Source organism: Arthrobacter sp. NPDC093139 (assembly GCF_044754165.1).
In the GTDB taxonomy this organism is placed as follows: Bacteria; Actinomycetota; Actinomycetes; order Actinomycetales; family Micrococcaceae; genus Arthrobacter.
On the sequence record NZ_JBIVOO010000015.1, the window covers coordinates 46,515 to 59,673 of the forward strand.

At 63.8% G+C, this 13,159-nt stretch carries 9 protein-coding genes; 7 read left to right on the plus strand and 2 right to left on the minus strand.

Annotated elements, in window-relative coordinates:
• Nucleotides 1-30 precede the first annotated feature (30 nt).
• Nucleotides 31-2,220, minus strand: a complete 2,190-nt coding sequence (locus ACIP90_RS18455; RefSeq protein ID WP_400581041.1) for a glycogen debranching N-terminal domain-containing protein — start codon at nt 2,218-2,220, stop codon at nt 31-33.
• 1,609 nt (nt 2,221-3,829) lie between these two features.
• The gene (locus tag ACIP90_RS18460) at nt 3,830-4,639 is read right to left on the minus strand and encodes a cyclase family protein (protein ID WP_400581043.1); all 810 of its coding nucleotides are present in this window, start codon (nt 4,637-4,639) and stop codon (nt 3,830-3,832) included.
• Between the two features lie 265 nt (nt 4,640-4,904).
• Between ACIP90_RS18460 and ACIP90_RS18465 the strand changes: the two genes are divergently transcribed.
• From ACIP90_RS18465 to ACIP90_RS18495, 7 genes are all read left to right on the plus strand, one after another.
• Complete coding sequence (locus ACIP90_RS18465; RefSeq protein ID WP_400581044.1) at nt 4,905-6,239, plus strand: MFS transporter; 1,335 nt, start codon at nt 4,905-4,907, stop codon at nt 6,237-6,239.
• A gap of 51 nt (nt 6,240-6,290) precedes the next feature.
• Nucleotides 6,291-7,430, plus strand: coding sequence for a thiolase family protein (locus tag ACIP90_RS18470; protein WP_400581046.1), 1,140 nt, complete (start codon nt 6,291-6,293; stop codon nt 7,428-7,430).
• Nucleotides 7,427-7,744 carry a zinc ribbon domain-containing protein gene (locus ACIP90_RS18475; protein ID WP_400581047.1) on the plus strand — a complete coding sequence of 106 codons (318 nt, stop codon included), beginning with the start codon at nt 7,427-7,429 and terminating at the stop codon, nt 7,742-7,744. The genes ACIP90_RS18470 and ACIP90_RS18475 overlap by 4 nt, the downstream gene beginning before the upstream one ends.
• Nucleotides 7,741-9,336 carry an ATP-dependent acyl-CoA ligase gene (locus ACIP90_RS18480; protein WP_400581049.1) on the plus strand — a complete coding sequence of 532 codons (1,596 nt, stop codon included), beginning with the start codon at nt 7,741-7,743 and terminating at the stop codon, nt 9,334-9,336. Before ACIP90_RS18475 ends, ACIP90_RS18480 begins: the two co-directional genes overlap by 4 nt.
• 32 nt (nt 9,337-9,368) lie before the next feature.
• The gene (locus ACIP90_RS18485) at nt 9,369-10,385 is read left to right on the plus strand and encodes a LysR substrate-binding domain-containing protein (protein ID WP_400581051.1); all 1,017 of its coding nucleotides are present in this window, start codon (nt 9,369-9,371) and stop codon (nt 10,383-10,385) included.
• A gap of 107 nt (nt 10,386-10,492) precedes the next feature.
• Nucleotides 10,493-12,211: a thiamine pyrophosphate-binding protein gene (locus tag ACIP90_RS18490; protein ID WP_400581052.1), complete on the plus strand. Its 1,719-nt coding sequence runs from the start codon at nt 10,493-10,495 to the stop codon at nt 12,209-12,211.
• 68 nt (nt 12,212-12,279) lie between these two features.
• Nucleotides 12,280-13,155, plus strand: a complete 876-nt coding sequence (locus ACIP90_RS18495; protein ID WP_400581054.1) for a PaaX family transcriptional regulator C-terminal domain-containing protein — start codon at nt 12,280-12,282, stop codon at nt 13,153-13,155.
• Nucleotides 13,156-13,159 lie beyond the last annotated feature (4 nt).

The following is a 13,159-nucleotide window of genomic DNA, read 5'->3' on the forward strand; positions in this document are numbered from 1 at the left end:
CGTGGGAAACCTGGAGGCTAAATGAGGGCTTCAATCGGAACGGGGTGGGTCCGCTTGGTGCCGCGCTGCCTCGCGGCGGCGGTCGGCTTGCTGCACCAGTTCGATCATCCACGGTCGGTGTCCATGGTGGAAGGCAATGCCTTCGGGCAGTCCCTGGACGGACGGGATAGAATTGGCAATGTCGATGGTGATCCGGCCGCCGGCCAGGGGAGCGTTGGTGATGTGGAGGTCGCCGAAGGATTCTGGGAGCACGGGATCCATCCATAGGCCACCGCGGGAAACGTGCACGTCGTACCGCATCAGGCTGGTCACCAGCTGGATCGGGGTGGTCGCCGCCCACGCCTGCGGTGAGCAGGCCGTTGGATAGGGGACAGGTGTGGCGAGCTGGTCCCGGCTGAAGCCGCAGAACAGCTCCGGCAGGCGGCCGTCGGAGTACTCGGCCGCCTCCAGCAGGGCAGTGCAGATCCTCTGCGCCTCGGGCACAAAACCGTAGCGCAGCAGTCCCGCCGCGATGATCGCATTGTCGTGCGGCCAAACCGATCCGTTGTGGTAGCTCGCGGGGTTGTAGGCACCCATGTCGGTCGCCAGGGTCCGTACGCCCCAGCCGCTGAACATTTCCTGGGACATCAGCCGTTCGGCCACCTGCGGCACCTTATCCTCGTCCACGAGGCCGAGCAGCAGGCAGTGACCCATGTTGGAAGCGCACGCGTCGACCTGCCGCTTCCTGCCGTCCAGGGCGACGGCGTAATACCCGCGCTCGGGAATCCAGAACCGTTCGTTGAAGCGTTCCTTCAGTTGCGCTGCCCGATCAGCGAGCTCGTTCCCCAGGTTCTCGTCACCAGCGTCGTACGCCATCCACGCCCGCGCCAAGTACGCGGCGTACACGTAGGCCTGCACCTCGCACAGAGCGATCGGCGGCTCCGCCAAAGTCCCGTCGGCAAAATTGATCCCATCCCAAGAGTCCTTCCAGCCCTGATTAATCAGCCCCTGGTCGTTGAGGCGCTGATACTCGACGAACCCGTCGCCGTCCTTGTCCCCGTAATCACGGATCCACTCCAGCGCACGGTCCGCATGGGGCAGCAGCGCAGCGATGGTGTCCTTCGCGAAAGCCCAGCGGCTGACCGATCCGAGCACCAGCACGAACAGCGGGGTCGCGTCAACGCTGCCGTAGTAGGTGGACTTCCCGCCCAGGGACAGCCCGGTTGAGACATCGAGCCTGACCTCGTGCAGGATCTTGCCCGGTTCCTCCTCGCTCATCGGATCCACCACGGTTCCCTGGCGGTCCGCCAGCGTCTGCAGCGTGCCCAGAGCCAGCGAGGGATCCACGGGCAGCGCCATCACCGAAGCCCAGAGCGAGTCGCGGCCGAACAGGGTCATAAACCAGGGCGCGCCGGCGGCGACCACCACACGGTCCGGATGGTTTGGGTCCTCGATGCGGAGTGCGCCCAGATCGTCGTAGCTGCGCCGCAATGTCCGTTCGATCGACGGGTTGCCGATCTGCAGCACCGGGATCTTGGCCACCCACTGTTGCCGGCGCCGGTCCCGGGGCGATAATCCCTCCCCGTCAGGATGGACGAAGGGCGCCGCTGGGCTGGCTCCCTCGGTGCTGGGCACCACGGTCAGGGCCGTGTTCCAATGGCCGTGCGGCGGAACGGTGACCCGGTACGTGAGGGCCTCCGGCGTAATGTCTGCTCCGGGGGCCTGGATGGTGACACCCTTCCGGACATCCTGCCAGATGGCCCGGATGGTGAGCGCTTCGCCGTCGACCTGGTGGGTTTCGTCCCAGCGACGCTGGATCCGTGCCTCCTTCACCTCGAAGAGGTCCGCGAAGTCCGCCTCAACGCTCAGGGCTATCACGGATTCGGCGGGTTCCGGGGAGTAGTTGCGAACGGTGACCTGCTCCTGGATGCCGGCCCCCACTTCGCGCAGCCGCTCCACAATCAGCGCACTGTCCGCATACCCGTCAGAGCGGGAAACGCGTCCGACAAACAGCGCCCGGTACGGCTCCTTCGTCTCCGCCGCCAGCGGCTCCAGCGGCTGGCCGTCAACGGTGAGGGCCCAGCCGGACAGGATACGGGCGTCCTGGACAAAAAGACCATGTGGATGTTCGGCGTGCATGTCCCCGTTCTGCAATGAGATGCAAAAGGAGGATCCCTCCACCAGAGTGACAGCCCCGGCCCCGAGAGGTCCTGCCGCAGTATCAGCATTCCAACCAGCCATCCGGCCCCCTCAAGTACCTCACAACAGCGCGCCGTCGCCCTTGAAGTCATGCACCCGCCGCCAGCAGCACCCGTTGTCCCAATGACGCTACGCTTGCTGCCACTCAGATGCCAGAGCCCTGGAACGCGATGGCCAGCGTTAGCCGTGACAGTGATTATTCGACCTCGAACTATTGCGGCCTGTGAGCATTGGCCGGCGCCAAAAAAACTTCCCCCGGATGCCTCGGCCAGAGTAACTTACCAGGCGGCTTGAGCATGCAGCGCCCGCCCGGGCCCGCTGGAAGACTCCGGAGGATTTCCCGGCTACGAGGCAATGATGGACGCCTTGCCGACCCGTCGCATCCTGACCATGCTGAACACTCCGAATGGGTCGCCGAAATAACGGGATCTGATGGGCCTTTTGACCCTGCCTTCCTGGACATCCCCGCCGTGAACCGGGCGCTGGCTGACCAGTTCTGAGACCTGCAAGTTTCGGGAGAAATGCCGGAGCCGGCTGCCGGAAAGCAGCCCCTTCTAGGCCACTCCCCCGCCTGATTTAGAAGGCCGATAACGGACGTTTCGTCACAACGGGAAAGCCCCCTCCAGACGCCCCTTTGGAGCTGGAAAATGGCAAAAAGAAGGTGTGGACATTGTCCACACTTTGGGCTTCGGACTGGGTTGTACAGGTGCCGGATTGACTCGTCTTGCTTATGTTTTCGGGAGCTCCCAGGGTTTGCAAGGGCCAGAAGGCAGTTCGAGTCCCACCTCTGGCACGCAAACCTCCTCGTCAGAGGGGTTTTTGCTTTGTGGGCGTGTGTACAAAGCTTTGGCCCATTGACTCCGACGGTGGTTCGCGGCTGTGGCCGGCCGCCGCGGTGGCCGATTCAGGTGTGTGGGTGTCGGGTCAATTCCCTGGCTATTGGGCCTTCCGCCTGCTGTGGGTTGGGATCATGTGGTTCCTCGTTCCGGTACTGTCGGGTTGGTCTTCGGTGGGCCAACACCTGTTCATGGCTTTGGCTGCGGGGTACGACATGACGAAATTTCTGGCGCGCAACGGTCTGGAAGATCGTTTTTGGTTACGGGGGAGTCGTGGTGGTGATCTTGTCCGACGAGGAGGTGTGGACAGTGTCCACACCTCCTCGTCTCCTTATTGAGAGTGCCTAGGGGAGGTGTCCACTGCCAGGTTCGGGCACATGATCTCCTAGTGCCGGTGCCAGAGAATGGAGAGACCAGCCCAGCCGGACATCCTTTAAACCACGGCCTCGCGTCAGGGTGGGGCGTGCTGCAGTTTGACGTCTGGAAAGGAAAAGACCGTGCGAGATCAACACGTCATCGCGCACGGAACTAACGGCACCAGCAAGCACTAGCGGGCTCCGGCTTGTCGACCAACGCTGACGGGAGCGTTTGTTATGTGGCGTCCCTGTGAAGTTCCGGGAGTACAGCCACCGTCCAGCACCGCCAGTAGGCGCATTTGTGCGATACCGCATCAGGCCCTTCACCAGCGGGAGCCATTTACACAGCACAACTTCGGCCAATAATCGCCTACTCGAACCCGACCCGTTGGCGAACCTGTTGCGGGCAACTGTGGCGGATTATACCACTGCACGCCATCGGCGTTCCTGATCTAACACCTAACTGGCGTTAACCAGGGCGAGCACGCGGGCCGGGCTGCCGGTTCCACCCACAATCGGCAATGGGGCCACGATGAGCGCTGCGCCAACTGGCGGCAGCTGCGCCAAGTTCCTTAATGATGTGATGCCGTACTTATCATTTCCCAGCAGGAAGTGATGGGCCGGGAAAGGAGGCTGCTGCCCGCCGGCAGTACCGGCATCAATGCCCACCGTTTCCACGCCGACTCCGGACAACGGCGATTTTTCGCCGATCCACTGGGCGCATTCGACAGTAAATCCTGGGGAGTGCGGGTTGCCCTCTTCATCCTTGTTGAGGAAGCGGCGGCGGTCCTGGGAACGGTTCTCCCATCCCGTCCTCACCAGAAGCCAGCCGCCCTCCGGCAGGGCTCCATGCGCCGACTCCCAAGCGCGGATGTGGTGGACATCCACCAGGAAATCCGGGTCCGCCGCGGCTTCAGCGGTGACGTTCAGGACAACTGCCGGACCAAGCAGGCGGGCGGGATCGATCTGCGCCACGTCCTTGCCGTCCCGCCCGGTGGCCCAATGAATCGGAGCGTCCAGGTGGGTGCCGATGTGCTCACCCGTGTGGATGTTGTGGTGCTTCCAGTACGGCCCCGGCGCGTTGTACGCGGAGACTTCCTCGAGCGAGAAATCGATGAGGTTGGCAAACGGCTCCGGCAACTCCAGAGTGGGGGTGGCGGCGGACAGCGGAGTGGTGAGGTCCACCACTGCAGTCCGTCCGGTGGCAAGGTCAGCGAGCAGGCCAGCCGTGCCCGCCTGGCGTACGTCATTCACAGCGCTTAGTTCCATGAGAGCTCCTAAAGTCGTCACCCGCGGGAAGGCCACCGGGGATTGGATGACTGGCCGCGGCGATCGCCCCAGGGCCAATGGCTGCGACGTTAGCACCACGCTACCCGAGTCCGGAATACCTAAGGAGCCGCCTCCGGCCGGCATACCCGAACACGCATAGACCCTGGCGTTTTAGGCATTCGACGCTGACCTGCTCGGGAGAGAGACTGGGATCAATCGACGTAATCCACGTCACAGCAAACCCATTTCGGCACAAGGAGCAACGATGTCACACCCCCAGACCACCTTGCCGGGACAACGTCCCGGGGTCCGCAAGTACGTTGTTGCCTCGCTCGTGGGCAATGCTCTCGAGTGGTACGACTTCTTCCTGTACGCCACGGCATCGGCCATCGTGTTTGGCCGCTTGTTCTTCCCCGCCGACACAGACCCGCTCGTGGGAACCATGGCGGCTTTTGCCGGATTCGCTGTCGGGTTCGCCGCCCGCCCCTTGGGTGGAATAATCTTCGGTCACATCGGAGACAAGCTGGGGCGCAAGCAGTCGCTGGTCATGACACTGACAATCATGGGGATCAGCACAATGCTGATGGGCTTGCTGCCCACTTACGCCCAAGTTGGGGTGTGGGCGCCAGCGTTGCTCATCGTCCTTCGAATCCTTCAGGGCATCGCCGCCGGCGGCGAATGGGGGGGCGGCGTTCTGATTATCAGCGAAAACAGCGGCAACTCACGCCGGGGCATGCTCGCAGCCTTCAGCCAGGGCGGCATCTCGCTCGGCTTCGTGCTGTCTTCCCTGGCCTTCTTCCTGGTCCAGTTGATGCCCGAACCTGAGTTCCTTGCATGGGGCTGGCGTCTGCCGTTCCTCGTGAGCATAGTTCTGCTCGGTGTGGGCGCCTATATTCGCCTCAAGCTTCCCGAATCCAAAGAGTTCACGGAAGTCCGCGAGAGCCGTCCCGAGCACCGTGTCCCCGCGCTGGATGCGATAAGGGCCCATCCTCGCGAGATCCTCATTGCCATGGGCCTGCGCGTCGCTGAAAACGGCGGCTCGTACATCTTCCTCTCCTTCTCGATCGTTTACGGCGTCCACGTAGGGGTAGACAAGGGCCTTTTGCTCCTGGCAGTGGCTGTGTCGATGCTGGTCTCGTTCGGCGCTTATATTTTCTTCGGATACCTCTCTGACCGCATCGGCCGGCGCCCCGTGTACGCCTTTGGTGCGGTGGGCATGGGTGTGATGGCCTTCCCGTTCTTTGCAATGATCGATGCCAACACCCCTGCAGTGGTGATCCTTGCCTTCCTCATCGCCAACGGTGTTTGCCACGGTGCCATGATCGGAACCCAGCCGGCGTTCTTCCATGAACTGTTCTCCGCCGAAGTCCGGTACTCCGGCATGGCAATTGCCCACGAAATCGCCGCAGTATTCGCCGGCGGGGTAGCCCCCATGATCGCCACGGCCCTGCTGCTGAACTTCAACTCCTCCGCGCCGGTGTCGCTGTACCTCATTGGCATGGTGCTGGTGACCCTGATAGCAGTGGCTGCTGCGGGCGGCCGGAAAAAGCACGATGATCAGCGTCAGGAAACGGGCCAGCCGGCCGAGACTGTCTCCTAGACCTCCGGATCGTCCCGCTCTTTGCTTACAGCCACCCCAGAAAGGACCGAAGTGACGGTCTCCATCATCGGAACAGGGCAATCGCCTTACACCCGCCACCCCCAACCAGGGACGGAAACATCCCAGGTTATCGCCCGTGCCGTCCGCAACGCACTGCGGGAAGCAGGTCTCACCCCGGGTGACGTCGACGGGTTTGCGGTCTCCAGCTTCACGCTTAACCCCGACCATGGCATTGACCTGGCCTGGCGGATGGGCCTTCGCCTGACCTGGTTGATGCAGGATACGAACGGCGGGGCAAGTGCCGGCGGCATGCTCCAGCATGCAGTGCGGGCGATCCAAGCCGGTGATGCAAAAGTCATCGTTCTCGCTGCAGGGGACTTGATGGACGGGCCGGCATTCTCACAGCTGGTGGCCAGCTACAACCGCGCGACCCAGGACCACCTCGCGCCACTGCCGATGAAGGGACCGAACGCCCTGTTTGCGATGCTTACCACGCGGCAGATGGAGGCGCTCGGACTTAGCCGTGAAGATTACGGACACATCGCCATCGCCCAGCGTGAATGGGCCGCTGACAACCCCGGGGCTGTCTACCGGAAACCCCTCACCATGGACGAATACCTCAGCGCACCGGCCGTCGCCACGCCATTGGGCCGCTACGACTGCGTGCCTCCGGTAACCGGCGCTGACGCAGTTGTCCTCGTGGCTGACCCCGGCAACGGCACGCCCCGTGCACAGGTGCTCACAGTGCGGGCGTCCTACAACGCCGACCAACAGGCCGGTGACGGGCTGGAAACCGGGTTGCGGTCATGCGCCCAGGCAGGATGGGAGGAAGCCGGAATCGGCCCGGGGGACGTCGGCCTCGCTTGCGTCTACGACGATTACCCCTCCATGGTGGTGGCCCAACTGGCGGACCTCGGCATTCTGCCTGCAGACGATCACCCCGCGGATTTCATCAAGCGCCGCATCGCCACCCGCGAGCTGCCAGTGAACACCTCCGGGGGCCAGCTCTCAGCGGGACAGGCAGGAGCTGCTGGCGGCATGCACGGCCTCGTTGAGGCGGCCCGCCAGCTTATGGGCACTGCAGGGGAACGGCAAGTTTCAGCCCGCCATGCTGTGGTCAGCGGATACGGCATGGTCCTGTACCGCTACGGCGCCTGCGCCACCATGTCCGTGCTGGAGGCCGCACAATGAGCGCCGTGGTGCAGGAATGCCTAAGTTGCCGGAGCCTCCTCTTCCCGACCCGTCTGTTTTGCCCGGTCTGCGGCGAGGACAGTTTCTCAACGGTTGCAGCAGAACACGGAACTGTTGAGCAGACCACGAACCTTTCTAACGGCACCGTCCTGGCGACCCTGAGCCTCAACGGTGGACTCCGGCTCATCGCCCGCCTGACCGGTTCTGAAGCTAAACCTGGCCAGAGCGTCCCCCTTACCAATGACCCCAAAGCCGAGTCCGGCGTCAACGCGTACATACCTATCCACTCGAACCTGAATGAGGATCAGCCATGAATTCGACACTTGCCGAACGGCGGCAGCGTCCGCTGACCATCCCGGAGATGCTGCTTGAACGCGCCCGGAAATCTCCCTCAGCACCGCTGTTCCGCTGCGGTGAGGTCAGTCGCGACAGCCAAGCCATGGTGGAGGCCGCAGCTGGAGTGGGAGGCATGCTGCGCAGCGCCGGGATCGAGCGCGGACAGACGGTTGCTTTGATGTCCTCAAACCGGCCAGAGCTGCTCGACTTGATCCTTGGCTGCGCCTGGATTGGTGCCGTCGCTGTTCCTGTGAACACAGCCAGCCGGGGGGAACAGCTGCGGCACGTGCTGGAGAACTCCCAGGCCGCACTGGTGGTGGCAGAAGCCGAGCAGCTGCCGCATCTGGCTGCAGTGGCTCCGGACGTCCTTCACAAGGTCTGGGCCATCGATGGCCCCGCCCCGGATCTCCAGGCTTCTTTCGAGGTGCTCCCGATGCCGGAGCCTGGTAGTGGTGTGGAACCAGTGCATGCCGCTCCGGCCGAGACCGCCGCCATCCTGTACACATCAGGAACCACAGGCGTTTCTAAAGGTGTGCTGTGTCCCCAAGGCCAGTTTTACTGGTGGGCAGTGAACATGGCGGACCAGCTGGAGCTGCGGTCAGATGACGTCCTGTACACCTGCCTGCCGCTGTTCCACACGAACGCGCTCAACGCGTTCATGCAGGCGATCGAAAGCGGCGCCGAGTATGTTCTCGGCCCACGGTTTTCCGCATCGCGGTTCTGGGCTGACGCGTCCTCTGCAGGAGCCACCGTGACGTATCTTCTGGGCGCCATGGTCGGGATACTCGCCGGCAAGGATCCGGGGCCCGGTGATCGGGACCACCGGATCCGGCTGGCCCTCTCTCCGGCAACTCCCGCACGGCTGGTTGAACCTTTCCGGGACCGGTTTGGAGTGCTGCTGCTGGACGGCTACGGCTCCACGGAGACGAATTCCGTGATCGGATCAACTCCGGATCAGTGGCGCCCCGGCTACGTAGGCAAGGTGCGGCCCGGATTCTCCATCCGCGTGGTGGACTCCGACGGCGTGCCCGTTCCCGCCGGCGTGCCCGGGGAGCTGCTGATCCGCAGCGACCAGCCACACGCCATGGCCAGCGGCTACCACGCCATGGCCGACGCAACAACCAAAGCATGGCAGGACCTGTGGTTTCACAGCGGAGACAGGGTTGTTGTCGACGAGGACGGGTGGGTGCGCTTCGTTGACCGGATCAAGGATGTGATCCGCCGCCGCGGCGAGAACATCTCCTCGGTGGAAGTGGAGCAGGTGCTGCGGCAGCATCCGGCCATCGAAGACGCCGCGGTGTACGCCGTCGATTCAGAGTTGGGGGAGGATGAGGTCATGGCAGCACTCATCCTGAGGGAGCCGGTCGATTTTGCCGAGTTGTGCGAGTTCTGTGCTCCACGGCTGGCCTCGTTTGCCATCCCGCGCTTCCTGCGTGTGGTGGATCAACTGCCCCAGACCGAGAACGGCAAGGTACGCAAGCAGGTGCTCAAGGCGTCCGGCCGCGAGGCGGCCCAGTGGGACCGGGAACTTGCGATTCCACGTCACGCCGCTGCGGCCGCTGCCCGCTGATCGTCTGGAGGCCGAGCCCGTAGGATGAAGAGATGGACCTGCGGGCGCTGCTGACCACCCACCTGAAGCTGCGCCACCTTGTGATCGTGCTTGCCATTGCAGAACAAGGCAGCCTGGTGCGGGCGGCCGAAGAACTGTATCTCACGCAACCTGCACTGAGCCGGGCCTTACGGGAAGCCGAGCATGCCGTTGGAACGTCATTGTTCGAGCGGACCGGACGCCGCATGGTACCCACACCCGCAGGGCAGGTATGCCTTGAGCATGCAAAGGCCATTGTGGGTCACGTGGGTACCTTGCGCCGCCGGGTGGATGAGCTCACCGACCCGGAAGCAGGCGTGGTCCGGGTGGGTGCACACGTTACCGGCGCGAACCTGTTGATCCCGCGGGCCGTGGCCCGCTTCACGGCTGACAGGCCACGGGTGGAGGTCCTGCTCCGGGAGGCGCCCCCGGAAACCCTCATACAGGAACTGGGAAACGGCGACCTCGACCTGCTCGTAGGCCGGGTTACTGACCATCCCAGTACATCCCGGCTGCGGCTTGTCCCCTTATACCGGGAGGAGTTCCGTGTTGTTGCCGCACGCAGCCATCCCGTGCATGCCCTTGCGGAGGCCTCACTGAAGGACCTCGTCGGGTACCCTTGGGTGGTGCCGCTGGCGCATACACCGCTGCGTGACGAGCTCGAGGAGAACTTCCACAGTGCTGGCCTGGCCCCTCCCGTCCAGCGGGTGGAATCCGGAACCCCTGCCACCCTGCGCACGCTCGTGGCGGAGGCCGGATTCCTTGCCCTGATGCCGGAGTCCATGGCCGTGGCGGAACCGGGCCTGCAGATGCTTGAGCTGCACCTCGCCGGTCTCGCCCAGCAGGTTGGCATCCTGCTCCACTCGGACAGGCCACTGGCGCCCAACGCCGAACTGTTCGCCGGAAGACTCCGTGAGGTGGGCGAGGAGATCCGGCGCGAACTCCTCATGACCGTCCCCGCTGCAGTGTCGCACCACAATCCTGCCCCTGAGGGCACATCATCGGGATTCAGAGTTATTTCAGATGCTTGACGGTCGTAAATTATTGGCTATACCATCATCATGGAGCGGAACCTTGGCTGCGCCGTCGACGCCGCCGGCTGCCCTTCCGCGCACTGTCCCCAGAAGGAGAAGAGACAATGACTGTTATCACCAGCAGGTTGGGAGGCAGCGACGTGGCTACCCGGGACGATTCGGCTGCCCTTGTGGCCGCCGATGTCAGCGAACTCGTCGGATATACGCTCGCCCGGCTCGGCGTCGGCCACATCTTCGGCGTGGTAGGCAGCGGGAACTTTGTGGTGACAAATGCGCTGCGCAGGGCCGGAGTGCCCTACACCGCCGCCCGCCATGAAGGCGGTGCTGCCACCATGGCCGATGCCTACGGGCGAATGTCCGGAAAAGTAGGCGTCGTCTCCACCCACCAGGGCTGCGGGCTGACCAACGCGGTCACCGGAATCGGCGAAGCCGCCAAGAGCCGCACCCCCATGATCGTCGTCACTGCCGATACGGCCGCTTCCGCTGTAGGTTCCAACTTCAAAATCGACCAGGACGCACTGGCCCGCAGCGTTGGCGCCGTGGCCGAGCGGATCCACTCGCCGCAGACCGCAGTCGCTGACACGGTCCGGGCATACCGGACCGCAGTCAACGAGCGCCGGACGGTGGTGCTGTCCCTTCCCACGGACGTCCAGGCCGCCCCCGCGCCGGACGGCAGTTCCTTACCGGGACCACTTGCTCCGCCGCAGCGGTTCGCACCCTCGGACGCGGCCGTAGAAGAGCTGACAGAGCTCCTCCGGAGCGCCCGGCGACCGGTTTTTGTGGCCGGCCGCGGCGGCCGCACGGCAGGGCCCGAAATCGCTGCACTGGCGGAGGCGGCCGGGGCACTTGTGGCAACATCCGCCGTCGCGCACGGCCTGTTCCAGGGCGACCCGTTCAACCTGGGCATCTCCGGCGGCTTTTCTTCGCCCTTCACCGCCAAGACGATTTCCGAAGCGGACCTGATTGTGGGGTGGGGATGCGCCCTGAACATGTGGACCATGCGCCACGGTTCACTGATCGGTGCCACGGCCAAAGTAGTTCAGGTGGACGTTGAGGACCGCGCCCTTGGGGCCAACCGGTCCATTGACCTGGGGGTGCTGGGCGACAGTGCAGAAACAGCGGTGGCTGTGCTGGAAAGGCTGCGCTCACTCCAGCACAACGCGGTACACCTGCGGACGCCGGAAATGGCACGACAGATCGCCGAGCATGCCCGCTGGAATACGGAACTGACAGAAGACTTGTCCACCTCCGACGTCATTGACCCCCGCGTGCTAAGCCGCGAACTTGACCGCATCCTGCCCTCCGAGCGCATTGTGTCCATCGACTCCGGCAATTTCATGGGTTATCCCAGTGCATACCTGTCCGTTCCGGACGAATTCGGGTTCTGCTTTACCCAGGCATTCCAGTCAATCGGCCTCGGTTTGTACACCGCCATTGGTGCCGCCAAGGCACGGCCTGACCGGCTGCCCGTCCTGGGTGCGGGCGACGGAGGCTTCCTCATGGCCATCTCGGAACTGGAGACCCTGGTCCGCGAGAAGATCCCCTTGGTGGCCACTATCTACAACGATTCCGCGTACGGTGCCGAGGTTCATCACTTCGATGCCGACGACGACGACCTGGAGGTTGTGCGGTTCCCGCAGGTGGATATCGCCTCAATCGCCCGCGGATATGGCGCTGCCGCCCTCACTGTCCGCTCGGTGGGTGACCTTGACGGCGTCAACGAATGGCTGGCAGGGCCCCGCAGTGCGCCGCTGGTCATCGATGCCCGCATCGCTTCTGACAGCGGGGCATGGTGGCTGGCGGAAGCGTTCAAGGGTCACTGATTGGAGGGCCCGGTCTTTCAAATATGCTTGGAAGGATTGCGATCCCGACAGAATCGAAAGCCAATCTCATGATTGACATGCCTGCGCCTTCGCTGCCCCAGCAACAGCTCATCTTGACGATATACGGTCTCTACGGGCGCCGCGGGGGCGGGCAGCTTCCCATCTCCGTGCTGATCCAGATGCTTGGCGAACTGGGTCACGATGCGCCCGGCGTCCGCTCGGCCGTGTCCCGCCTGAAAGCCAAGGGAGTGCTGACGAGCGTCAAGAACGGCGGCGTAGCCAGATACGAGCTCTCCGAACGTTCACTGAAGCTCGTCAGTGAGGGCGACGAACGCATCTTCGCGCCCTACCGTGCAGCCACCGGAGCCCCGTGGGTCCTGGCCATCTTTTCCGTGCCGGAGTCGATGCGGGACCGCCGGCACCAGCTGCGCACCGAGCTGACCAGGCTGGGTTTTGGTTCCATGGGGGCGGGGGTCTGGATCGCTCCTTCCGGGGTGCGGGAGGGCGCAAGGAAGCGGCTCGAATCCCGGGGGCTGGACGAGTATGTGGAGTTTTTTACCGGCGACTACTCGTCGGATTCCGACATGCGGGCGAAGGTGGCCCAATGGTGGGACCTGGAGGCCCTCGAATCGCAGATCTCCGAGTTCATGGACACGTATGGCGGATCACTGGAGGACTGGACCGCCCTGGTAGGGGACGACCCGGAAAAGGCTTTGGCCGCTTCCTCGGAAGATCTTCGCCGGGACGCTTTCCGCTACTACATCCCAATGCTGACCCTGTGGCGGCGCTTGCCCTACCGTGACCCCGGGCTGCCCCTTGAGTACCTCCCCCCGGGCTGGCAGGGGCCCGAGGCGCGCCGGATTTTCTTCAGCGTGCACCGCCTGATCGCCCCGATGGCTGAAATGTATGCCATGTCCCTGGTGCGGGAAGCGGAAGCAGCCTAGAAGT

Bases quoted from the DNA above. Each gene is read 5' to 3' on its own strand.
- ACIP90_RS18455 (WP_400581041.1), bottom strand. From the start codon at position 2,220: ATGGCTGGTTGGAATGCTGATACTGCGGCAGGACCTCTCGGGGCCGGG.
- ACIP90_RS18460 (WP_400581043.1), bottom strand. From the start codon at position 4,639: ATGGAACTAAGCGCTGTGAATGACGTACGCCAGGCGGGCACGGCTGGC.
- ACIP90_RS18465 (WP_400581044.1), top strand. From the start codon at position 4,905: ATGTCACACCCCCAGACCACCTTGCCGGGACAACGTCCCGGGGTCCGC.
- ACIP90_RS18475 (WP_400581047.1), top strand. From the start codon at position 7,427: ATGAGCGCCGTGGTGCAGGAATGCCTAAGTTGCCGGAGCCTCCTCTTC.
- ACIP90_RS18480 (WP_400581049.1), top strand. From the start codon at position 7,741: ATGAATTCGACACTTGCCGAACGGCGGCAGCGTCCGCTGACCATCCCG.
- ACIP90_RS18485 (WP_400581051.1), top strand. From the start codon at position 9,369: ATGGACCTGCGGGCGCTGCTGACCACCCACCTGAAGCTGCGCCACCTT.
- ACIP90_RS18490 (WP_400581052.1), top strand. From the start codon at position 10,493: ATGACTGTTATCACCAGCAGGTTGGGAGGCAGCGACGTGGCTACCCGG.
- ACIP90_RS18495 (WP_400581054.1), top strand. From the start codon at position 12,280: ATGATTGACATGCCTGCGCCTTCGCTGCCCCAGCAACAGCTCATCTTG.